Origin of the sequence: Amycolatopsis sp. NPDC004169, from assembly GCF_040610315.1 — a bacterium.
GTDB lineage: Bacteria > Actinomycetota > Actinomycetes > Mycobacteriales > Pseudonocardiaceae > Amycolatopsis.
On sequence record NZ_JBEXMD010000001.1, the window covers coordinates 504,195 to 524,652 of the forward strand.

23 protein-coding genes are annotated in these 20,458 nt (G+C 71.5%); 19 read left to right on the forward strand and 4 right to left on the reverse strand.

Annotated features, from left to right (window positions below; genetic code table 11):
• Positions 1–21 precede the first annotated feature (21 nt).
• From ABZX11_RS02425 to ABZX11_RS02470, 10 genes are all read left to right on the forward strand, one after another.
• Complete coding sequence (locus ABZX11_RS02425) at positions 22–777, forward strand: ABC transporter ATP-binding protein (protein ID WP_176174029.1); 756 nt, start codon at positions 22–24, stop codon at positions 775–777.
• The gene (locus ABZX11_RS02430; RefSeq protein ID WP_354909117.1) at positions 777–3,224 is read left to right on the forward strand and encodes an ABC transporter permease; all 2,448 of its coding nucleotides are present in this window, start codon (positions 777–779) and stop codon (positions 3,222–3,224) included. Before ABZX11_RS02425 ends, ABZX11_RS02430 begins: the two co-directional genes overlap by 1 nt.
• Positions 3,225–3,251: 27 nt before the next feature.
• The gene (pyrE, locus tag ABZX11_RS02435) at positions 3,252–3,815 is read left to right on the forward strand and encodes an orotate phosphoribosyltransferase (RefSeq protein ID WP_176174031.1); all 564 of its coding nucleotides are present in this window, start codon (positions 3,252–3,254) and stop codon (positions 3,813–3,815) included.
• Positions 3,816–3,920: 105 nt separating this feature from the next.
• Entirely contained in the window at positions 3,921–4,472 is a 552-nt protein-coding gene (locus ABZX11_RS02440) for a sigma-70 family RNA polymerase sigma factor (RefSeq protein WP_176174032.1), read from the forward strand.
• Positions 4,463–5,032, forward strand: coding sequence for an Asp23/Gls24 family envelope stress response protein (locus ABZX11_RS02445; protein ID WP_176174033.1), 570 nt, complete (start codon positions 4,463–4,465; stop codon positions 5,030–5,032). Before ABZX11_RS02440 ends, ABZX11_RS02445 begins: the two co-directional genes overlap by 10 nt.
• A complete protein-coding gene (locus tag ABZX11_RS02450) occupies positions 5,029–5,391 on the forward strand; it encodes an Asp23/Gls24 family envelope stress response protein (RefSeq protein WP_176174034.1) in 363 nt (120 codons plus the stop codon). Before ABZX11_RS02445 ends, ABZX11_RS02450 begins: the two co-directional genes overlap by 4 nt.
• Positions 5,388–5,681 carry a hypothetical protein gene (locus ABZX11_RS02455; RefSeq protein WP_176174035.1) on the forward strand — a complete coding sequence of 98 codons (294 nt, stop codon included), beginning with the start codon at positions 5,388–5,390 and terminating at the stop codon, positions 5,679–5,681. Before ABZX11_RS02450 ends, ABZX11_RS02455 begins: the two co-directional genes overlap by 4 nt.
• Before the next feature lie 75 nt (positions 5,682–5,756).
• Complete coding sequence (locus tag ABZX11_RS02460) at positions 5,757–6,182, forward strand: Asp23/Gls24 family envelope stress response protein (protein WP_176174036.1); 426 nt, start codon at positions 5,757–5,759, stop codon at positions 6,180–6,182.
• A 310-nt stretch (positions 6,183–6,492) separates the two neighbouring features.
• A complete protein-coding gene (locus ABZX11_RS02465) occupies positions 6,493–6,882 on the forward strand; it encodes a DUF2784 domain-containing protein (RefSeq protein ID WP_176174037.1) in 390 nt (129 codons plus the stop codon).
• 14 nt (positions 6,883–6,896) lie between these two features.
• Positions 6,897–7,547, forward strand: coding sequence for an RNA methyltransferase (locus ABZX11_RS02470; RefSeq protein ID WP_176174038.1), 651 nt, complete (start codon positions 6,897–6,899; stop codon positions 7,545–7,547).
• A 1-nt stretch (position 7,548) separates the two neighbouring features.
• On the opposite strand, the gene ABZX11_RS02475 is transcribed toward ABZX11_RS02470, so the two are convergent.
• Positions 7,549–8,517 carry a cellulase family glycosylhydrolase gene (locus tag ABZX11_RS02475; protein ID WP_354909122.1) on the reverse strand — a complete coding sequence of 323 codons (969 nt, stop codon included), beginning with the start codon at positions 8,515–8,517 and terminating at the stop codon, positions 7,549–7,551.
• A gap of 67 nt (positions 8,518–8,584) precedes the next feature.
• Positions 8,585–10,726 (reverse strand): molybdopterin-dependent oxidoreductase, encoded by a 2,142-nt coding sequence (locus ABZX11_RS02480; RefSeq protein ID WP_176174040.1) that lies wholly within the window; start codon positions 10,724–10,726, stop codon positions 8,585–8,587.
• Between the two features lie 51 nt (positions 10,727–10,777).
• Between ABZX11_RS02480 and ABZX11_RS02485 the strand changes: the two genes are divergently transcribed.
• Positions 10,778–11,776, forward strand: a complete 999-nt coding sequence (locus ABZX11_RS02485) for a glycoside hydrolase family 76 protein (protein ID WP_354909125.1) — start codon at positions 10,778–10,780, stop codon at positions 11,774–11,776.
• A 160-nt stretch (positions 11,777–11,936) separates the two neighbouring features.
• On the forward strand, positions 11,937–12,107 hold the full coding sequence (locus tag ABZX11_RS02490; RefSeq protein WP_354909128.1) for a hypothetical protein: 171 nt from the start codon (positions 11,937–11,939) through the stop codon (positions 12,105–12,107).
• Between the two features lie 12 nt (positions 12,108–12,119).
• Here the strand turns inward: ABZX11_RS02490 and ABZX11_RS02495 are convergent, their stop codons facing one another.
• The gene (locus ABZX11_RS02495) at positions 12,120–12,986 is read right to left on the reverse strand and encodes a substrate-binding domain-containing protein (RefSeq protein WP_176174042.1); all 867 of its coding nucleotides are present in this window, start codon (positions 12,984–12,986) and stop codon (positions 12,120–12,122) included.
• A 69-nt stretch (positions 12,987–13,055) separates the two neighbouring features.
• Positions 13,056–14,093: a LacI family DNA-binding transcriptional regulator gene (locus ABZX11_RS02500; protein WP_176174043.1), complete on the reverse strand. Its 1,038-nt coding sequence runs from the start codon at positions 14,091–14,093 to the stop codon at positions 13,056–13,058.
• Positions 14,094–14,201: 108 nt separating this feature from the next.
• On the opposite strand from ABZX11_RS02500, the gene ABZX11_RS02505 reads away from it, so the two are divergent.
• The 7 genes from ABZX11_RS02505 to ABZX11_RS02535 all read left to right on the forward strand — a co-directional run bounded on the left by ABZX11_RS02505 (position 14,202) and on the right by ABZX11_RS02535 (position 20,288).
• Positions 14,202–15,218 carry a substrate-binding domain-containing protein gene (locus ABZX11_RS02505; RefSeq protein WP_176174044.1) on the forward strand — a complete coding sequence of 339 codons (1,017 nt, stop codon included), beginning with the start codon at positions 14,202–14,204 and terminating at the stop codon, positions 15,216–15,218.
• Positions 15,215–16,210, forward strand: a complete 996-nt coding sequence (locus ABZX11_RS02510; RefSeq protein WP_176174045.1) for an ABC transporter permease — start codon at positions 15,215–15,217, stop codon at positions 16,208–16,210. The genes ABZX11_RS02505 and ABZX11_RS02510 overlap by 4 nt, the downstream gene beginning before the upstream one ends.
• Positions 16,207–17,016: an ATP-binding cassette domain-containing protein gene (locus ABZX11_RS02515; protein WP_176174046.1), complete on the forward strand. Its 810-nt coding sequence runs from the start codon at positions 16,207–16,209 to the stop codon at positions 17,014–17,016. The genes ABZX11_RS02510 and ABZX11_RS02515 overlap by 4 nt, the downstream gene beginning before the upstream one ends.
• Before the next feature lie 2 nt (positions 17,017–17,018).
• The gene (locus tag ABZX11_RS02520) at positions 17,019–17,846 is read left to right on the forward strand and encodes a PfkB family carbohydrate kinase (RefSeq protein WP_354909222.1); all 828 of its coding nucleotides are present in this window, start codon (positions 17,019–17,021) and stop codon (positions 17,844–17,846) included.
• The gene (locus tag ABZX11_RS02525) at positions 17,843–18,478 is read left to right on the forward strand and encodes a nucleoside/nucleotide kinase family protein (RefSeq protein WP_043787338.1); all 636 of its coding nucleotides are present in this window, start codon (positions 17,843–17,845) and stop codon (positions 18,476–18,478) included. The genes ABZX11_RS02520 and ABZX11_RS02525 overlap by 4 nt, the downstream gene beginning before the upstream one ends.
• On the forward strand, positions 18,475–19,215 hold the full coding sequence (locus tag ABZX11_RS02530; RefSeq protein WP_354909133.1) for an SDR family oxidoreductase: 741 nt from the start codon (positions 18,475–18,477) through the stop codon (positions 19,213–19,215). Before ABZX11_RS02525 ends, ABZX11_RS02530 begins: the two co-directional genes overlap by 4 nt.
• Positions 19,216–19,286: 71 nt before the next feature.
• On the forward strand, positions 19,287–20,288 hold the full coding sequence (locus ABZX11_RS02535) for a 2OG-Fe(II) oxygenase family protein (protein WP_354909137.1): 1,002 nt from the start codon (positions 19,287–19,289) through the stop codon (positions 20,286–20,288).
• The last annotated feature ends 170 nt before the right edge of the window (positions 20,289–20,458 follow it).

Genomic DNA, 20,458 nt, shown 5'->3' on the forward strand with positions numbered 1-20,458 from the left:
GCGCTCACTAGCGTTTTCCCCATGACAACTGGGTGGAACGAGGCAGCCGACGCGGTCCGGCTGGAGGCCGTGCGCAAGGAGTACGGCGACGGCGTGGTGGCGCTGGACGGGGTTTCGATCGGGTTCCCGCGCGGCGGGTTCACCGCGGTGATGGGCCCGTCCGGCTCGGGCAAGAGCACCTTCCTGCACTGCGCGGCCGGTCTCGACCGGCCCACGTCCGGCCGGGTGGTACTGGACGGCCAGGACCTCGACGGCAAGAACGAGACCCACCTGACGAAGCTGCGGCGCGACCGCGTCGGCTTCGTCTTCCAGTCGTTCAACCTGCTCCCGGCGCTGACGGTCGAGCAGAACGTCGTGCTGCCGCTGCAGCTGGCCGGCAAGCGCGCGGACAAGCGGCTGGTGGAACGGATCCTGACGCACGTCGGTCTCGACGGGCGCCGCCGGCACCTGCCGGGCCAGCTGTCCGGCGGCCAGCAGCAGCGCGTCGCGATCGCGCGGGCCCTGGTCACCAACCCCGCCGTGCTGTTCGCCGACGAGCCGACCGGCGCCCTCGACACCCGGACCGCCGCCGAGGTCCTCGGCCTGCTGCGCGACTCCGTCCGCTCCTCGGGCCAGACGATCATCATGGTGACGCACGACCCGGTCGCCGCCTCCTACGCCGACGACGTCGTGTTCCTGGCCGACGGCCGGATCGCCGGGCGGCTCGCGCGGCCGACCGCGGAAGCCGTCGCCGAGCGGATGACCCACCTGGGTGCCTGGGGCCGGGTGGCGGCCTGATGTACCGGCTCGCACTGCGGACCCTCCGCCTGCGCAAGGGCGGCTTCCTGGCGACGTTCGTCGCCGTGTTCTTCGGCGCGCTGGTCGTCTCGGCGTGCGGTGGCCTGATGGAGACCGGCATCCGGTCCGAGACGCCGGTGCAGCGGCTGGCCGCGGCGCCGATCGTGGTCGGCGGCCAGCAGACGCTCAAGCTGCCGAAGGACGACCCGGCGGCCCTGGAGCCCGAGGAGAAGCACAAGTTCGAGAACGCGACCCTGCCCGAGCGCGTCCGGCTCGACGCCGGCCTGGCCGGGCGCCTGCGCGCGGTTCCCGGCGTCACGGACGTCGTCGGCGAGTACAGCTTCCCGGTACTGGCCGGGCAGGCGAGCGCGCTCGGGCACGCGTGGGATTCCGCCGTGCTGACGCCGTACACGCTGCAGGGCGCCGCCCCGAAACCGGGCGAAGCCGTCGTCGACGCCGGGCTCGGGCTCGCCGTCGGGGACACGCTGCCGATCGCCGCGCACGGCACCGTCAGCCCGTTCCGGATCTCCGGGATCGCCCAGGCACCGCAGGCCATGCGGGACGCGGCGGTGTTCTTCGCGCCTTCGGACGCCGAACGGCTGTCCGGGCACCCGGGCCGCTTCGACACCATCGGCGTCTTCGGCGGCGACGTGGCCGCGGTGACCGCGGCGGTGGGGGACGCCGGTGTCGTGGCGACCGGCGTCGACCGCGGCGCCTTCGAGTTCCCGGAGACGGGCAAGAGCGGCGAGAACCTGATCGTGCTGGCGGCCGTCTCGGGCGGGCTGTCGGCGCTGGTCATGGTGTTCGTCGTGGCTGGCACGCTGACGCTGTCGACGCAGCAGCGCCAGCGCGAGCTCGCGTTGCTGCGCGCGGTCGGCACGACCCCGCGCCAGCTGCGGCGGATGGTGCTCGGCGAGGCCCTGGTCGTCGCGCTGCTCGCCGTCGGCGCCGCGGTGGCGCTCGGTCCGGTGCTCGCGCGGTGGCTGTTCGGGCAGCTCGTGGACCACGACGTCGTGCCCGACGTGCTGCGGTTCGAGCAGGGCTGGGTCCCGGCCGTGGTCGCGGCCGGCGCGTCGCTGCTGGCCGTCGTCGGTGCCGCCTTCGTGGCGGGACGGCGGGCCTCGCGGATCCGCCCGGCCGAGGCGCTCGCCGAAGCCGCCGTCGAGCGGCGCTGGCTCACGCCGATCCGGCTGGTCACCGCCATCCTCTGCTTCGGCGGCGGGACCGCGCTCGCGATCGTGACGGTCGCGGTGATGACCGGCCCGGTCGCGGCCAGCACGGCCGGACCGGCGGTGATGCTGTGGGCGTTCGGCCTGGCGGCGATCAGCCCCGGCGTGACGAAGCTGATGGCCGTTTTGCTGCGCTGGCCGGTGGAGGCGCTGACCGGGGTCAACGGCAAGGTGGCGCTGCGCAACACCCGCGTCGGCGCGGTCCGGGCGGCCGGCGCGGTCACCCCGATCATGCTCGCGGTCGGCATCGCGACCGCCAACATCTACCTGCAGACCACCCAGGAAGCCGCGTCGAACCAGGCCTACACCGAGGACCTGCGCGCGGACGCCGTGGTCGCCGGGCCGGGCGGCCTCGACCCGGCGGTCCTCGGCCGGGTGCGCGCGGTACCGGGCGTCGCCGGCGCGTCCGAGTACGTCACCAGCACGGTGTTCGTCGAGAAGCCGTTCGACTCCGGCCAGCACGACGACGGCCGGCCCGCGCTGGGCGTCAGCGAGCTGACCGGCAACACCGTCGAGGTGCCTTCGACGCTCGGCCACCACGTCGGCGACACGCTGTCCCTGAAGCTCGGCGACGGGACGCCGGTGGACGTGCGGGTGACCGCCGTCGTCAACCAGCGCCCCGGGTTCGAACGGCTCGTGCTGCCCGCGGACCTGCTGGCCCCGCACACCACGCTCGGCCTCGCGCCGCAGCTGCTGGTCCGCGCCGAAGCCGGGGTCGACAGTGCGACGCTGACCGCCCGCCTGCGCGAGGCGACCGCCGGGCTGCCGGTGCTCGTCGGCGACCGGGAGACGCTGATCGCGGCGCACGCGAAGGGCAACGAGGTCGGCGCCTGGGTCAACTACCTGCTCGTCGGGATGATCCTCGCCTACACGGTGATCTCCGTGGTGAACACGCTGGTCACGGCCACCGCGCGGCGGCGCCGCGAGTTCGGGGTGCAGCGGCTGAGCGGCTTCACCCGCGGTCAGGTGCTGCGCATGGCCGGCGTCGAAGGCGGCCTGATCGCGACCATCGCGGTGCTGCTCGGCACGCTCGTCGCGGCCGGGGCGATCGTGCCCTTCTGCCTGGTGGTCACCGGATCGGTGCTGCCGTCGGGCCCGGTGACGATCTACCTGGCCGTGCTCGCCATCGCCGTGGTGCTCGCGCTCACGGCGATCCTGGTCCCGGCCTGGGCCGCCACCCGCGGGCGTGCGGTCGATGCCACATCCGTCGGTGAGTGAGCCCGGCCGTGTGTAAGACTCACGGCCGTGGCGAACCCCGGGTTGGATCAAGCGGCGAAACTCGAACTGGCCAGGCTGGTCACCGATCTTTCCGTGGTGCACGGAAAAGTGACACTGGCGTCCGGCAAGGAAGCCGACTACTACATCGACCTCCGGCGGGCGACGTTGCACCACGCGGCCGCGCCGCTGATCGGCAAGCTCCTGCGCCAGCTGACGGCGGACTGGGACTACGTGGCGGCCGGCGGCCTGACCCTCGGCGCGGACCCGGTGGCGCTGGCGATGCTGCACTCGGCGGCCTCCGACGGCGTCGTGCTCGACGCGTTCGTCGTGCGGAAGTCGGTCAAGCAGCACGGCATGCAGCGGCGCATCGAGGGCATGGAGGTCCGCGGCCAGCGTGTGCTGGCGGTCGAGGACACGTCCACCACGGGCGGCAGCGTGCTGGAGGCGGTCGCGGCCCTGCGCGAGGCGGGCGCGAACGTGATCGGCGTGGTGACGGTGGTCGACCGCGACACGGGCGCGCGCGAGGCGATCGAGAAGGAAGGCCTGGAGTACCGGTACATCCTCGGCAAGGACGACCTGGGCCTGGACTGACCGGCCACCGGGGCGGATCGGTGGATTCGCCCCGGTGACGATCGTCACCCAGAATCACTGCGTGACCTTTTCCGCCCGCCGGTGTCCTCCCTGGGAGGAGGTGCCGTGACGACGACTACGCCGCTCGACGACGAGACGCTCGTCAGCCGCGCGCGGGACGGTGACGTCCGGGCCTACGAGCAGCTGGTGCTGCGCTACCAGGGCCCGATGTTCCGGCTCGCGGTCAAGATGCTCGCCCACCGCGGCGACGCCGAGGACGTCGTGCAGGAGGTGTTCCTCAACGCCTGGCGCAAGCTCGGCCAGCTCACCGAGGACGCCGCGTTCGTCGGCTGGCTCTACCGGGCCACCACGAACCGCTGCCTCAACGCGATCCGGGCGCGCAGGCCGCAGGCCGACGTCGACCTCGACACCGCCGAGTCGCCGCGGACCGACCTGCAGCCGGAGCGGGCCGTCCAGGTGAGCAGCCAGCTCGCAGCGTTGAACGCGGCACTGGCGCAGCTGACGCCCGAACAGCGGGCGTGCTGGCTGCTGCGTGAAGTGCACGGCCGGTCCTACGAGGAGATCGGCGAAACCGTCGGTGCGAACGCGACCGCCGTCCGCGGCCGGATCGCGCGCGCCCGTGCCCAGCTGGCGGAGGTGATGAAGCCATGGCGATGACGGACTACGAGCTGCCTTGCGAACGCGATGTCGAGCAGGTGTGGGAGCGGCTCGACGCGGTCGGCGCCGGGCTGGCCGACGAACACGAACTGACCTGCCCGCACTGCCGGGCCGCGCGCGAGAGCCTGCTGGCGTTGCGGGAGGCCACTTCCGAGCTCGCGGCCGAGGAGGACGTGCCGTCGGCGGACCTGTTCGGCCGGATCATGTCCGCGGTCCGGGCCGAGGTGCGGCGCGGCTCGATGGTGCGGCTGCCGTCCCCCGAACCGGGGTTCGTCGAGATCAGCGAACAGGCGGTCGCGGTGGTGCTGCGGTACGCGGCCGACACGGTCGACGGCATCCGCGCGCGGCGCTGCCGGGTGCGGACCGTGCCCGGCGGGATCGAGGTCGAACTCACCCTCGCGGTGAGCCTGCGGAACGTCGCGGGCGGAGCCGCGTTGGCGAAGGTGCGGGAGCGGGTGACCGCGGCGGCCGCGGCCCGGGTGGGCCTGACGCCGGCCAAGGTGGACCTGCTGGTCGAGGACATCTTCGAGGAAGACACTGCCGGGGAGCCAGGGGAATGAGTGTCGACTACGTCATCGCCGATCCGGTGATCGCCAGCGTGGCGGCCAGGGCGGCGATCACGACGCCGGGTGTGGTGCGTCTCGAGCCGGGCCTGCGCGGCCTGGTGACGGCGTGGACGCGCGCGGCCCGCCAGCGCTGGAAGGGGCTCGACCCGGCGCCGTCGGACGGCGTCCGGGTCCGCACCGCCGACGGCCGGGTGACGGTCCAGGTCGACCTGGTCACCGCCGGGGCCGACCAGGCGGCGGCGGTCGGCCGGGCGGTCCAGCGCGCGGTGACGCGGTTCGTGGCCGAGCAGACCGGCCTGGTGGTCGACGAGGTTTCCGTGTCCATCCTGGACATCGAGCCGGAAGCCCGGTGACCGCCGACGAAGCCGTCGAGAAGATCGTCGGCGCCCTCGCGGCGGTGCCCGGCCTGCGTCCGGCGACCCCGTCGTTGCCGCGGGGCTGGGACGGTTTCGCGGTGGACCTCGGCCCGGACGTGGTCCGGATCCGGCTGATCGCCACCCGGCTGCCGATCCCGCCGCTGCTGGACCGGGCGGCCGAAGCGGTGCGCCCGGTGCTGGCGGGCACGGCGTGGTCGAACGCACGGCTGCAGCTGGAGGTCACCGACCTCGACGGCGCGGCGTTCGGGAGACCCACGTCACAATGACGGTTTCCAGTCCTTTGTGTCCATAGCTACGAACAAGGCGAAAGCCTTGTCCCGCAGGACATCCAGGGAGGAAACATGACCGCGACGGCCGAGAAGACCACCGAAACCGCCCTCGTCACCAAGCAGGGCACGACGACCATCGCCGACACCGTGGTGCAGAAGATCGCCGGCCTGGCCGCCCGCGAGGTCCCCGGCGTGCACGACCTCGGCGGCGGCGCGGCCCGCGCGTTCGGCGCCCTCCGCGACCGCATCCCCGGCGCGTCGGCCAGCGTCGGCCAGGGCGTGTCGGTCGAGGTCGGCGAGAAGCAGGCGGCGGTGGACCTGCAGGTACTCGTCGAGTACGGCGTGGCCATCGCGGAGCTGGCCCGCTCGGTGCGCCGCAACGTGGTGACGGCCATCGAGCAGATGACCGGGCTGGAGGTGGTCGAGGTGAACATCAACGTCACCGACGTCCACATCGCGGGTGACGAGGAGCCGGTGACCAGCGATCGCGTTCAGTGAAATCCGGCTGCTCCGGGGGTGGTCCGGGCGTACCGTCGGGGTATGGAGGAGCCGCCGGAACCGAAGCGCCCCGTCGACCCGAACCGGACGAAGCCGGACGGTGGGCCCGACCAGTACCCGCACGAGCAGCCGACCGAGTACCCGCCGAAGCGCCCGCCCGAGTTCCCACCCGGGGTAACCCCTCCGTCACCGCCGAGGTGAAGGGTTGCTCCGCTGGGTTAAAAATCACAGGCTGGGGCACTCTTGAGGGCGGCCGAATCCGCTTAGCGGAGTAAAGTCGCTGGTAGGGGGATCGGTGGAGGGGGGTGCGATGGCGAAGTTCCTGGCCGACGTGACCGTCGTGGTGCACATCCTGGCCCTGCTGCTCATCGGGCTGGGGGGCTTCGTCGCCTGGCGCTGGCCCAAGCTGATCTTCGTCCACATGTTCGCCGCCGCCTGGGGGGTGCTGGTGAACGTGACGCCGGTGCCGTGCCCGCTCACCGCGCTGGAGAACTTCTTCCGGCACCAGCAGGGCCTCGGCGACCTGCCCGGCGGGTTCAACGCCTACTACCTCTACGGCACGGTCTTCCCGCAGTCGTGGCTGCCGGCGATCGGGATCATCGCGGTCGTGCTGGTCGCGTACTCCTACGTCGGCGTCTACCACCGGTGGCGCCACCGCCACGACGAGGAAACCCACGTGCGCCCGGTCCACCTGGGCTGAGCGACAATCGCCGGGTGAATTCCATCCCGGGTCCCACCGAGTGGGTGAGCCGCGAAGAGGTCGGCGTCGGCCCGTGGCCGGGTGCGTGGCCCACCGACGAGCGGTACGACCCCGAGCTGCTGCGCGAGGGCGACCGCCGCAACGTCGTCGACGCCTACCGCTACTGGCGCCGCGAGGCCATCGTGTCCGATGTGGACAGCCGGCGGCACCCGTTCCACGTGGCCATCGAGAACTTCCAGCACGACCACAACATCGGCACCGTGGTCCGCACGGCCAACGCGTTCGCCGCGGCCGAGGTGCACATCGTCGGCCGCCGCCGCTGGAACCGCCGCGGCGCGATGGTGACCGACCGCTACCAGCACCTGCGCCACCACGACGACGTCGCGACGCTGGTCGCCTTCGCGGCCGAGCGCGGGCTCGCCGTCGTCGGGGTGGACAACACGCCGGGCTCCCAGCCGGTCGAGACGGCGGAGATCCCACGCGAGAGCGTCTTGCTGTTCGGCCAGGAGGGCCCCGGCCTGTCCACGCCGGCGCAGGAAGCGGCCTCGCTGGTGGTGTCGATCGCCCAGTTCGGCACGACCCGCTCGATCAACGCCGGGGTCGCGGCCGGGATCGTCATGCACACCTGGATCCGGCAGCACGCCGATCTCGGCCGCGCTTGGTGAGCTAGAGGCCCCAGCCCCAGCGCAGCTGGACGACGCCGGACGCGTTGGTGGTCTCCAGGCCGCTGCCGCTCTGCCGGGTGATCGAGTAGGTGTCGCCGGAGCGCAGGCCGGGCCAGTAGACGATGCCGATCTGCCGTGACCGCGCCAGGTCCGTGGTGGCGGCGAAGTAGGCGGTGAAGTTGTTGCCGTCCTGGTGCCCGGCCGAGTAGTCCAGGCCGGTCGTCATCGGGGCGCCGGCTTCGTCGATGATCGTGCGGGAGGAGTACGAGCCGAGCCGGTTGCCGAGGTTCGTGGTCCACGCGGCGCGGGTCGTGTCCGAAGCCCAGAAGCCGTAGAAGTGCAAGGACAGGAGCGTGCCGGTCAACGCGCTCGCCGCGCCGACACCCGTCACGTTGTCGTTGTAGCCGGTGCCGCTGATCAGCACCCGGCCGCGGGGGATGTTCGAGTGCCGGGACAGCCAGGTCAAGCAGAGTGACACCCAGTCGTTGAGGCTGTAGCCGAACGGTTCGTTCATCGGCTCGAAGTACACGTTGCCGTTGCCGCCGTAGTCGCTGGTGACCTTGTCCCACATGCTGTTCCAGGCGTTCGGGTCGTCGATGAAGCCGTCCTTGTTCGCCTCCCAGTAGCCGAAGATGACCTTCATGCCGTGGGACAGGGCCGAGTCGGCGGCGCCCTTGTACCGCCCCCACCAGTCCGAGTTGACGCTCTGCGGGTTGATCGGCAGCCGCACGGTGTTCGCGCCGAGCTTCTGCTGGAAGCCGGTGATGATGCCGTCGGCCTTGCCGCGGACGCTGTCGTAGCTGTCCCCGGCGGTGAGGCCGGTCGGGATCACCCAGCCGTCGACGTAGTTGTCGCGGGCGTCCGCCCAGTTGACGCCGCGGAAACCGTTCGTGGCGGCGGCCGCGCCCGGCGGGAGGGCGACGAGGGGAACGAGCAGGAGGACGAGCAGGCAGAGACGAAGACGGGCCATGCGAACTCCGATGTTCACGTAAACATGCCGGGTCGAGAATCCTCGACCGCCCCCGAAGCGTCAAGGGTCAGACGGGGGTGACCTCGACCGGAATGCCGTTCAACACCGACGTTCCGGACGGAACGTCCAGCAGCGTCTCGTCGGCGACCAGGTTCGAGTTGACCCCGGGGTTCGCGCGCGCCACCCGCGTCCGGGCGCCGTCGACGTCGTGGCCCCAGCCGTGCGGGATGCTGACCACGCCCGGGCGGATCTCGTCCGTCACCTCCACCGGGACCTGCAGTTTCCCGGCGCGGGACGTCACCGAAGCGAGGCCGCCGTCGGTGAGGCCGAGGCGGGTTGCGTCGGCGGGGTGGACCTGGACCGTGCACCGGTTGCCGCCGCGGACCAGCGGGGCGAGGTTGTGCATCCACGAGTTGTTCGAGCTCAGGTGCCGCCGTCCGATCAGCACCAGCCCTTCTTCGGCGTCCTTCGCGAGTTCTTCCCGCAACCGCGGAACGTCCGCGACGACCGGCTCGGGGGCGAGCTCGATCCGGCCGGACGCGGTGCACAGCACCTCGGGGATCCGCGGCTGCAGCGGCCCGAAGTCCATCCCGTGCGGCGCCGCTTCGAGGTCGGCCAGCGTGACGTCGTACGGCCCGGCGCGCAGCAGCAGGTCGACCAGCCGCGCGGGCCCGGTGCGCTCGCCGGCCACCGCGACGTCGAGCCCGTTGCGCCGCGCGGTCTCCCCGGCGACGAAGTCGTCGAGCGCCGCGACGTCGGCCTCGGGGCCCTGACCGGCGACGATGCCGGTCAGCCGCAGCATGGTCTCCCACTCCTGCGGCAGCGCCGACGGCAGCGTCGCGGGTGTCCAGTTGGCGATGTTGCGGATGGACAGCTGGTAGAAGGCCAGGTCGAAGTGCGGCCGCTCGAGCGGCGACGGCCCGGGCAGGATGACGTCGGCGTGGCGGGACGTCTCGTTGAGGTAGACGTCCACCGAGATCATGAAGTCGAGGCTTTCGAGGGCGGCGGCCAGCCGTCCGGCGTTCGGCGTGCTGAGGCAGGGGTTGCCGCTGACCGTGATCAGCGCGCGGACCTGGCCTTCGCCCGGGGTTTCGATCTCGTCGGCGAGCGTCGCGACCGGCAGTTCGCCGACCACCTCGGGCAGGCCGCGCACGCGGCTGCGCCAGCGCCCGACCGCGAACGGGCGCCGGTTCCCGGTCGGCTGGCACGCGGCCAGCGGGAACATCGCGCCGCCGGGGCTGTCGAGGTGGCCGGTGAGCACGTTGAGGACGTCGACCAGCCAGCTCGCGATGGTGCCGAACGCCTGCGTCGTGGTGCCGATCCGGCCGTAGACCACGGCGTTGTCCGAGGTCAGCTCCCGTGCCATCCGGCGGATCTCGCCGGCGTCGATGCCGGTGCGCGGGGCGACGGCCTCCGGGGTGAACGGCTCGGCCAGCGCACGGACGTCGTCGAGGCCGTTGAGGTGCTCCGCGAGGCGCCCGGGGGCGACCAGGTTTTCCGCGAACAGGACGTTGACCAGGGCGAACAGCAGTAGCGCGTCGGTGCCGGGGCGGATGGCGTGGTGCTCGTCGGCGAACGCGGCCGTGCGCGTGCGGCGCGGGTCGACGACGACGATCTTGCCGCCGCGCTCGCGGATCCCGCGCAGCCGGCCGCGGATGTCCGGGGCGGTCATCAGGCTGCCGTTGGAGACGAGCGGGTTGGCGCCGAGGATCAGCAGGTGCCGCGTCCGGTCGAGGTCGGGCACCGGGATGGCGAGCGGGTCGCCGAACATCGTGCCGGCGGAGTAGTGCTTCGGCAGCTGGTCGACGGACGTGGCGCTGTAGAAGTTCTTCGTGCCCAACGCTTTGTAGAGCACCCGGCCGTAGAGCGTGAGGGCGATGTTGTGCACGCCGGGGTTGCCCGCGTACACCGCAACGGCGTCCCGGCCGTGCTGCTCGAGGATCGGCGGGAGGCGGCGGGCGATCTCGTCGTACGCCTCCTGCCAGCTGACCTCGACGAACTCGCCGTCGCGCTTGAGCAGCGGGGCGGTCAGCCGGTCGGGGTCGTGGTGCAGCGCGCCGAGCGACGCGCCCTTGGGGCAGATGTAGCCCCGGGAGAAGACGTCCTGCTCGTCACCTTGGACGCGCGTGACCTGCTGGTTCGCGTCGAGCGTCACTTCCAGGCCGCAGGTGGCTTCGCACAGCGGGCAGGTGACGTTGGCCGTCGTCATGACCACCGAACATACCGAGCGGTATGTGGATGGGCAAGGCACGATTGCGTCATGGACGTCTCGGCCGCGGAACACGCGGTGACTTCGCGCCACCTGCGGCGGCTGTGGAGCCTGCCCGGAACGGCACTGGGCCGCAGCCGCTGGCCGGCGGCGGTGGACCAGCGGCTGCACTGGCACTGGAACTACTGGTGGCAGGCGCACCTGCTGGACACGCTGGTCGACGCCCAGCTGCGCTCTTCGTCGGCGTCCCGGCTGGCATTGATCAGGTCTTTCGTGCGTTCGGTGCGGTTGCGCAACTTCGGCCGCTGGACGAACGACTACTACGACGACATCGCGTGGCTCGGCCTTGCGCTGCAACGGGTTTCGTCACTGGGCATCGACGTCGGACCGGCGCTGGCGGCGATCGACACCCAACTGCTGTCGGGCTGGACACCGGCGACCGGAGGCGGCATCTGGTGGCGCCGAGGCGACGACTTCAAGAACACCCCGGCCAACGGCCCGGCGGCGATCTTCCACGCCCGCGCCGGGAATCTTTCCCGCGCTCGTGAGCTGACTTCGTGGCTGACGTCCACATTGGTCGCTCCATCGTCCGGTTTGGTCTGGGACGGGATCCGGGCGGACACTGGCGAGCTGGTGAAGCACATTTTCACGTACTGCCAGGGGGTGTATCTCGGCGCTTGCCTTGAGCTGTCCTTAGTGGACGAATCGGCTCGAACGGTGCGGGCGGTGGCGGAGCACCTTGCCCCATCGGGTGTCATCCGCGGCCAGGGAGGAGGCGACGGCGGCCTGTTCGCGGCGATCCTGGCGCGGTACTTGGCGTTGGCAGCGGTCTCGTTGCCGGGCCCGGAGGCTTCGGTGGCCCGGTCGCTGGTGCTGAAGTCGGCGGAGGCGTGCTGGTCGGGCGCTTTCGCCGCACCGGAGGGGCCGTTGTTCAGCGCGGAGTGGGGCCGCCCGGCGCCTTGGCCGCTACCGGAGGACGCGCCGGAGCGGGACATGTCGGTCCAGGTGGGCGGCTGGATGCTCCTGGAGGCGGCGGCCACGCTGGAGTGAGACGACGGCCGGCCCACCAGTCGACGGTTGGCCTGCCGCGACGCGCTGCGGACTTCCGTGGAATCCGCTGGGTCGGCTACGCTCGCAGCCGACGAAGTCTTCTGTCCCGGGGCTTGCCCCGTACCAGGCCGCATCAGCCTCCTCGGAGGAAGACTTGTTCATGCTCGCTCTGGCCTTCCCCTGCCTCACCCTGATCATCCTGGTATGGCTCAGCTACCGGTACGACCGGCCCATCCTGGTCAAGATCGGCAAGTTCACCGTCAAGGCGCCGAGGCGTAGCGACTCCGCGTTGAATACCTCGCTCGAGTCAGAGCGTGGCGAGCGCCATTGATCCGCTCAGCGCTCAACAGCCACAGGACGCGCCGTGCAGGAACTTCGGGGTCAGCCACACCGACTCCGGTGGGCGGTCCGGGTCCGCCATGCGGGACATCAGCAGCTGGACCGCTCGGCGACCCAAGTCCGCGATCGGCTGGACCAGCGTCGTCACCGCTGGGCTCACGCGGCGGGCCCAGTCCATGTCGCCGTAGCCCACCACCGCCAGCTCCGAACCGATGCGGATGCCTCGGCGGTGGGCCTCGTACTGGACGCCCACCAGCATCGACTCGTCCGCCACCACCAGGGCCGTCGGCGAGGGCCAGCCGTCCAGGAGCTTGGCCGTGGCTCGGGTTGCGCCGCCCGCGTTGGAAAACCCGCACTCCACCAGCTCGCGGTTGAACCTCAGGCCCGCCTGCTCCAGCCCGAGCCGGTAGCCGCGGATGCGCTCGCGGCTGACCTCCAGGCCCTCGTCGCCCGACACGAAGCCGATCTTGCGGTGCCGCCGGTCGGTCAGGTGCCGGACCAGTGAGGCCATCGCGTGCACGTTCTCCGTGCCCACCTGGTCGACGTCGTTGCGGGCCGCCACCCGGTCCAGCAGCACCGTCGGCACGCCCATCCGCACCAGGCCGTTGACCACCGCTTCGTCGCCGGCCGACGGGACCAGCAGCACGCCGTCCACCAGGTCCGCGCGCAGCGCGCGCACCACCGCCGCCTCTTCGCCCACCGTGTCTTCGGTGTCCGCCAGCACGACGTCGCAGCCCGCCTGCGCCGCGGCCGCCCGGACCGCGCGCAGCAGCTCACCCGAGTACGGGTGCGCGTTCACACCCATCGCGACGCCGATCCGGTAGGTGACCGGGGGGTCCCACAACCGGAGGTCCGGCGAAAGTGCGGTCATAAGCCCTCGCAGACGCTCAGCCGAAAGGTATCCGCTGAGCGCCACCGTCGAGGTATCAGGAACCCAGATTCACTGAAGTGAGTGAACCGGTGGGCAGCCGCAGGACTCACGGTGACGCAGAGTGGGTGCCAACCGCACCGTTTCGGCCTTGCGGGACGGGTCGTTGATCCGGGCCAGCAGCAGCCGCACCGCCTGCCGGCCGATCTCCTCGATCGGCTGGGCCATCGTGGTCAGCGGCGGGTCGACCAGGTCCGCCCACTCGACGTCGTCGTAGACCACCACCGGCAGGTCACGCCCGATCCGCAGCCCGCGCCGCCGCGCCTCGTGCAGCACGCCGACCATCATGCTGTCGTTCCCGACCACCAGCGCGGTCGGCGGCTCGGGCAGCGCGAGCAGCGTGCTCAACGCCAGCACGCCGCCCTCGCGCGAGGAGTTCCCGCAGGCCACGAGGTCGGACGCCCAGGTCAGCCCGGACCGGCCGAGCCCCAGCCGGTAGCCGAGCACGCGCTCCTCGCTGGTCGACAGGCCGGGCACGCCGCTGATCATCCCGATCCGCCGGTGCCCGAGCGTGGCCAGGTGCGCGGTCAGCGCCGAGGTCGCCTGGATGTTCTCCGAGCCGACCTGGTCGACGTCGGTGCGGGTGGCCAGCCGGTCGATCAGCACCGTCGGCACGTCGAGGGACACCAGCTCGCTGATCACCGGGCCGTCGCCCGGCGCCGGGGTGATGAGGAGGCCGTCGACGCGACGGGAGCGCAGCGCCCGCACGGTGTCACGCTCCGTGTCCGCCGCGTCGTGCGTGTCGGCCAGCAGGACGGTGTAGCCGTGCGCGGAGGCCTCCCGCTCGATCGCCTGCATCAGCGTCGCGAAGTAGGGGTTCGCCACCAGCGAGATCGCCATCCCGATCGACCGCGTCCCGCCCGTGACCAGTGAGCGCGCGATGGCGTCGCCGGTGTAGCCGGTGGCCTCGATCGCCCGCAGCACCGCCGCCTTGGTGTCCTCCGCGACCGCGCGCGTCCCGTTCACCACGTGCGAGACGGTCGTGATCGACACGCCCGCGAGCTCGGCGATGTCCCGCTGCGTCGGCCGCGAAGACTTCGACCGGTCCATACCCGTCCTTTCCGGCAAGCGTTTGCGCAAACGCTTGCGCGCAGGGAGCAGTCTGTCTACCTTCCCGACCATCGGCAAGCCTCGACACGAAACAAAGGCTGGGAACCCATGAGACAGCGAAGTCTCACCGCGCTGACGCTGGCCGCCGTCCTCGCCGCGACGACCGGGTGCACGGTCGAGCGCCACTGGGGCGGCAACACCAACACGGGCGGGAGCGGCAAGGCGAAGGTCGGCCTGGTCACCAAGACCGACACCAACCCCTACTTCGTGGAACTCCGCAACGCGGCCAGAGCGGCCGCGCAGGCCAACGGCGCCGACTTCAGCGCGCTCGCCGGCCAGTTCGACGGCGACAACGACGGCCAGGTCCGCGCCATCGAAAACCTGCGTCAGCAGGGTGCGAACACGATCCTCATCACGCCGAGCTCGTCCACCGGCGTGCTCAAGGCGATCAAGGACGCCCGTGACGCCGGCGTCCTGGTCATCGCCCTCGACACCGCCACCGAACCGGCGGACGCGGTCGACGCCACCTTCGCCACCGACAACTTCGCGGCAGGCGAGCAGCAGGGCGCCTACGTCAAAGCCGCGCTGAACGGCACCCCGCCCAAGCTGCTGATGGTCGACGGGACCGCCGGCAGCACGGTCGACACCCAGCGCCACGGCGGGTTCCTCAAGGGCATCGGGCTGACCGACGGCTCGCCGGAGATCAAGGGCCACACCGCTGCCAACGGCGACCAGAGCCTCGCCCAGCAGGGCATGGAGAACCTGCTGCAGCGCAGCACCGACATCAACGCCGTCTACTCGATGAACGAGCCGATGGGCCGTGGCGCGTACGCGGCGCTGAAGGCCCGCGGGCTGACCGGGCAGATCGTCATGGGCTCGATCGACGGCGGTTGCGAAGGCGTCCAGAACGTCAAGGACGGCCAGTTCGCCGCCACCGTCATGCAGTTCCCGAAGAAGATGGCCGAGCAGGGGGTGCTCGCCGCCGTCGAGTACGCCAAGACCGGCAAGAAGCCGTCCGGGTTCGTGAACACCGGGTCCGCCGTGATCACCGACAAGCCCCTGCCCGGCATCGAAAGCCACGACTCCGCCTGGGGCCTGCAGAACTGCTGGGGAGGCCAGAAATGACGACGGTCACCGCAACCCACGCCCGGGAACGCGAATCCCTCGGCGAGTTCCTCCTCCGTGCCCCCGCGGTCGGCCCGGCCCTCGCGCTGGTCGTCGCGATCGTGGTGTTCTCGCTGGCCACGGACACCTTCTTCGACCTCGACAACCTGTCAACGGTGGTCCAGCAGTCGCTGGTCGTCGGGACGCTCGCGCTGGGCCAGACGCTCGTCATCCTCATCGCGGGCATCGACCTGTCCAACGCGGCCTCGATGGTCGTCGCGACGCTGATCATGGCGAAGCTCGCCGCGGCCGGGACCAACGGCTTCGTCGCCCTGCTCGCCGGGGTCGTGCTGACGATCATCGTCGGCATCTTCATCGGCGGCCTCGCCACGCGGATCAAGCTGCCGGCGTTCATCATCACGCTCGGCACGTTCACCATGCTGACCGCGGTGTCGAAGCTGATCGCGGGCGGCCAGGCCGTGCCGGTGACCGACGGGCTGCTGCAGTGGCTCGGCACCAAGCGCTACCTCTTCGGCGGCATCCCGATCACCTACGGCATGACGCTGGCGCTGCTGATGTACCTCGGCATCTGGTACGCGCTGACGAAAACCGCGTGGGGCAAGCACGTCTACGCGGTCGGCAACGCGCCGGAGTCCGCGCGGCTGTCGGGCATCAAGGTCAACCGCACGGTGCTGTCGGTGTACATCGTGGCCGGGCTGACCTTCGGCATCGCCGCCTGGCAGGCGCTCGGCCGGACGCCGAACGCCGACCCGAACCAGTTCCAGCTCGGCAACCTCGACTCGATCACCGCCGTCGTCCTCGGCGGGACGAGCCTCTTCGGCGGCCGCGGCTCGGTGCTCGGGACGCTGATGGGCGCGCTGGTCGTGGCGGTGCTGCGGTCGGGCCTCACGCAGATGAACGTCGACGGCAACTACCAGGACCTCGCCACCGGCGCCCTGCTCATCGCCGCCGTCGTGGTGGACCGGATCGCGAGGAGGCAGCAGCAGTCATGACCGAACCGATCCTCCAGGCCCGCGGCCTGGTCAAGCGCTACGGCCGGGTGACCGCCATCGACGGCGCCGACTTCGACCTGCTGCCCGGCGAGGTGCTCGCCGTGGTCGGGGACAACGGTGCCGGGAAGTCCTCGCTGATCAAAGCCCTGTCCGGCGCGGTGATCCCGGACGAGGGCGAGATCAAAGTGGACGGTCACACCGTCCACTTCAAGTCCCCTTTGGACGCTCGGCACTACGGCATCGAGACGGTGTACCAGGACCTCGCGGTCGCGCCCGCGCTCGACATCGCGTCGAACATGTTCCTGGGCCGGGAAAAGCGGCTCAAGGGGCCGCTCGGGCTGTTCCGCAAGCTCGACACCGGCGCCATGCGGGCCGAGGCCCAGCGGATCCTCGACGAGCTGGGCATCAACATCAAGTCCATCAGCCAGCCCGTCGAGACGCTTTCCGGTGGCCAGCGCCAGGGTGTCGCGGTGGCACGGGCCGCGGCGTTCGGCACCAAGGCCGTGATCATGGACGAGCCGACCGCCGCGTTGGGGGTCGCCGAGTCCGGCAAGGTGCTCGACCTGATCGGCCGGATCCGCGACCGCGGCCTGCCGGTGGTGCTGATCAGCCACAACATGCCGCACGTGTTCGACATCGCCGACCGCATCCACGTGCACCGCCTCGGCAAGCGCGTCGCGGTGGTCTCGCCGAAGACGCACTCGATGAACCAGGTCGTCGGCCTGCTCACCGGTGCCCTGCGGCTCAACGAGAACGGCGAAGTGGAAGAAGCGGCCGCGGCGACCCACGTGGCCGGCTTGAAGTGAAGGTGCTGCTGGCGGGTCTGTGCACGGTGGACGTCGTCCAGCGGGTCGAGGAGCTCCCGGCGCCGGGCGAAAAGGTGCAGTCGCTGCAGGTGGACGTCGCCGCGGGTGGGCCCGCGACGAACGCCGCGGTGACGGCGGCCGCGCTCGGCGCTGAAGCGACCCTGCTGACCGTCCTCGGTGCGCACCCGCTGGCGGCGCTGGCCCGCGCCGACCTCGAAACCCACGGCGTCCGGGTCGTCGACCTCGATCCCGCCCGGACCGCGCCGCCGCCGGTGAGCGCGGTCGCCGTCCGCGACCGCGACGGCGAGCGGACGGTCGTCTCCCGCAACGCGGCCGGGTCCGAAGCCGGCTGGAGCGGCACGGTCGACGCGGACGTGGTGCTCGTCGACGGCCACCACCCGAACCTCGCGCTTTCGGTCGCCCGCGCGGCCGGGGACGTCCCGGTCGTGCTCGACGCCGGGAGCTGGAAGCCCGTGCTCGACGACCTGCTGCCCCTGGTCGACATCGCCGCGTGTTCCGCGCACTTCAGCGCGCCGGGACCCGGCCTGCACGAGCGCGGCGTCCCCACCGTGATCACCACCGCGGGGCCCGGCCCGGTGCGCTGGTCCACTGCGGACGGCGGCTCGGGCGAGGTGCCTGTTGCGGGCGTCGAAGCGCGGGACACACTAGGAGCGGGCGACGTCTGGCACGGCGCGCTCGCCGTGGCCGTGATCCGCGAACGGACGGTGACGGACCGGATCCGCTTCGCCAACGAGGTGGCCGCCGAACGGGTGCGGCATGTGGGACCGCGGTCGTGGACGACCGCGATCGCAGGAAGGAACAGGACATGACGGCGTTCGACGACCTGCTGGCCAGGGCCGAGGGGCTGACCGTGCGCGGGCAGCGCAACGTGCTCGGGATCGTGGGCGCGCCCGCGTCCGGCAAGACCACGCTCGCCTGGGCGCTGGCCAACGCGCTCGGCTCGCGCGCGGCGGTGGTCGGCATGGACGGCTTCCACCTCGCTCAGGTCGAGCTGCGCCGGCTCGGCCGCACCGAGCGCAAGGGCGCCCCGGACACCTTCGACGCCGCGGGTTACTACCACCTGATCCGCCGCCTCGCCGAAGGCCGCGAAACGGTGTACGCGCCGGAGTTCCGCCGCGAGATCGAGGAGCCGATCGCCGGGGCGGTCGCGGTGCCGCCGGAGGTCCAGCTCGTCATCACCGAGGGCAACTACCTGCTGCTCCCGGACGACCCGTGGAGCGCGATCCGGCCGCTGCTCACCGAGGCCTGGTTCCTGGCGCCGGACGAGCCAGAGCGCATCGAGCGGCTCGTGTCGCGCCACCGCCGCTACGGCCGCTCGCTGGTCGAAGCCCGGCAGCGCGCGCTCGGCTCCGACCAGCGCAACGCCGACCTCATCTCGCAGACGCGGGACCGCGCGGACCTGGTTCTGGAGAACCTGCCGCTGGCCAACTTCGCGATTTGACGCTCGTCGTCACCGGCGGCAGCCGGGGCATCGGCGCGGCCATCTGCACGCTGGCCGCCGCGCGCGGCCACGACGTCGTCGTGAACTTCTCGGGTGAGGCCGCGCCCGCCGAAGCCGTCGCCGCGCAGGTGCGGGCGGCGGGCCGGCAAGGGCTGGCGGTGCGCGCGGACGTCTCCAGCGAGGACGACGTCCGCGCCCTGTTCGCCGCGGCCGCCGAGCTGGGCCCGGTGACCGGCCTGGTCAACAACGCGGCGATCGTGGGCAACACCCCCGGCCGGTTGGAGGACTACGAGGTCGAGGTCGTCCGGCGCACCCTCGACGTGAACGTCACCGGGGTGTTCCTGTGCTGCCGCGAGGCGGTCCGCCGGATGTCCACCCGCCACGGCGGCCACGGCGGCGCGATCGTCAACATCTCCTCGACGGCGGCCCGCACCGGCTCGGCGGGCGAGTGGGTGCACTACGCGGCGTCGAAGGCGGCCGTGGACACGCTGACCTTCGGGCTCGCCCAGGAGGTCGCGGCGGAGGGGATCCGCGTCAATGCCGTGCGGCCGGGGATGATCCACACCGGCCTGCACGCGGCCGCGGGCCTGCCGGACCGGATGGCGAAGTACGCACCGCAGATTCCGATGCGCCGGGCCGGGCAGCCCGCGGAAATCGCCGAGGCGGTGCTGTTCCTGCTCTCGGCGGCGTCGTCGTTCACGACGGGCGCGGTACTGGACGTCGGCGGCGGCCGCTGATCCTTGTGAACCGGCATTTCCCGGCTTTCGTGTGGTGAGCGTTCCCGATACCGCGCGAAAGGTGAACAACCATGCGTACGTTCGAGCTGCCCGATTCGGTGAGCGGGACGACCGTTGACCGGATACTGGGCAGGCAGCTGATCCGGACCTGGGAGGAAGACGGGATCTTCCAGGTCGCCGCCACCGCCGAGCAGGCCAGTGCCACCGGCGAAGCGCTCGCGGAAAGCCGGCGGTTCTTCGCGAGATCACTTCCGGAGAAAGCGAAGTTCGTCAGCGATCTGACCTACAGCGGTTACATCGCATCCGGCGAAGAAATGACCGCGGGCGAAGCCGACTACTCCGAAATCTTCACGGTTTGCCCGGACATCCCGCTCACGGACACCCGTGTCTCGGAGGGGTGGCCGTGCCACGGCCCGGTCCCGTGGCCGGACGAGGCGTACCGGACCGCGATGGAAGCCCACCTCCGTGAGGTCGGCGGGATCGGCGAGAAGCTGCTCCAGCTGGTCGCCCTCGGGCTCGGGGTGGAGATCGACCGGCTGACCCGGCTCACCCGCGACGGCTGGCACCACATGCGCGTGCTGCGCTTCCCGGCCCGGTCGGCGACCACCGAACGGGGGATCGGCGCCCACACCGACTACGGACTGCTCGTGATCGCGGCGCAGGACGACGTCGGCGGGCTGTTCATCCGGCCGCCGGTGGCCGGTGAGCCGCGCCGCCGGAACTGGCTGCCGGAGGAGAGCACGGCCGGGATGTACCAGGACGAGGAGCCCTGGCACTACGTCGAGCCCGAGCCGGCGGTGTTCACCGTGTTCCCCGGCGACATCCTGCAGTTCCTCACCGGTGGCAGGCTGCTGTCGACGCCGCACAAGGTCCGGCTCGCGGACCGCGAGCGGTACACGCTGGCCTACTTCCACGAGCCGGCGTTCGGCGTGACCGTGCGCCCGCTGGCCGGCGGCGACGAGACCATCCACTACGGGACGCACTTCACCAACATGTTCACCCGCTGCTATCCCGACCGAGTGACGACGAAGCGCATCCTCGCGGAGGGCCGCTTGCGGCTGCTCGACCGGTGACCATCACCGGCGGTCACCATCCGTAAGACGGGCGTGACCGCCGGTAGGTTCCGTCCGCGTGCTGGGACGGTCGGCGACGGGGAGATCACGATCGGACGCGGACTTGGTCACTCGCGTTTTGGCGAGCGAACGCTGTGCAACTCTGGGGAGCCGCACCGAGAAAGGACGGC

Coding starts and splice junctions, on each gene's coding strand:
- ABZX11_RS02425 (WP_176174029.1), top strand. CDS start 22: ATGACAACTGGGTGGAACGAGGCAGCCGACGCGGTCCGGCTGGAGGCC.
- ABZX11_RS02430 (WP_354909117.1), top strand. CDS start 777: ATGTACCGGCTCGCACTGCGGACCCTCCGCCTGCGCAAGGGCGGCTTC.
- ABZX11_RS02445 (WP_176174033.1), top strand. CDS start 4,463: ATGGCGATGACGGACTACGAGCTGCCTTGCGAACGCGATGTCGAGCAG.
- ABZX11_RS02450 (WP_176174034.1), top strand. CDS start 5,029: ATGAGTGTCGACTACGTCATCGCCGATCCGGTGATCGCCAGCGTGGCG.
- ABZX11_RS02460 (WP_176174036.1), top strand. CDS start 5,757: ATGACCGCGACGGCCGAGAAGACCACCGAAACCGCCCTCGTCACCAAG.
- ABZX11_RS02465 (WP_176174037.1), top strand. CDS start 6,493: ATGGCGAAGTTCCTGGCCGACGTGACCGTCGTGGTGCACATCCTGGCC.
- ABZX11_RS02475 (WP_354909122.1), bottom strand. CDS start 8,517: ATGGCCCGTCTTCGTCTCTGCCTGCTCGTCCTCCTGCTCGTTCCCCTC.
- ABZX11_RS02480 (WP_176174040.1), bottom strand. CDS start 10,726: ATGACGACGGCCAACGTCACCTGCCCGCTGTGCGAAGCCACCTGCGGC.
- ABZX11_RS02485 (WP_354909125.1), top strand. CDS start 10,778: ATGGACGTCTCGGCCGCGGAACACGCGGTGACTTCGCGCCACCTGCGG.
- ABZX11_RS02490 (WP_354909128.1), top strand. CDS start 11,937: ATGCTCGCTCTGGCCTTCCCCTGCCTCACCCTGATCATCCTGGTATGG.
- ABZX11_RS02495 (WP_176174042.1), bottom strand. CDS start 12,986: ATGACCGCACTTTCGCCGGACCTCCGGTTGTGGGACCCCCCGGTCACC.
- ABZX11_RS02500 (WP_176174043.1), bottom strand. CDS start 14,093: ATGGACCGGTCGAAGTCTTCGCGGCCGACGCAGCGGGACATCGCCGAG.
- ABZX11_RS02505 (WP_176174044.1), top strand. CDS start 14,202: ATGAGACAGCGAAGTCTCACCGCGCTGACGCTGGCCGCCGTCCTCGCC.
- ABZX11_RS02510 (WP_176174045.1), top strand. CDS start 15,215: ATGACGACGGTCACCGCAACCCACGCCCGGGAACGCGAATCCCTCGGC.
- ABZX11_RS02515 (WP_176174046.1), top strand. CDS start 16,207: ATGACCGAACCGATCCTCCAGGCCCGCGGCCTGGTCAAGCGCTACGGC.
- ABZX11_RS02525 (WP_043787338.1), top strand. CDS start 17,843: ATGACGGCGTTCGACGACCTGCTGGCCAGGGCCGAGGGGCTGACCGTG.
- ABZX11_RS02535 (WP_354909137.1), top strand. CDS start 19,287: ATGCGTACGTTCGAGCTGCCCGATTCGGTGAGCGGGACGACCGTTGAC.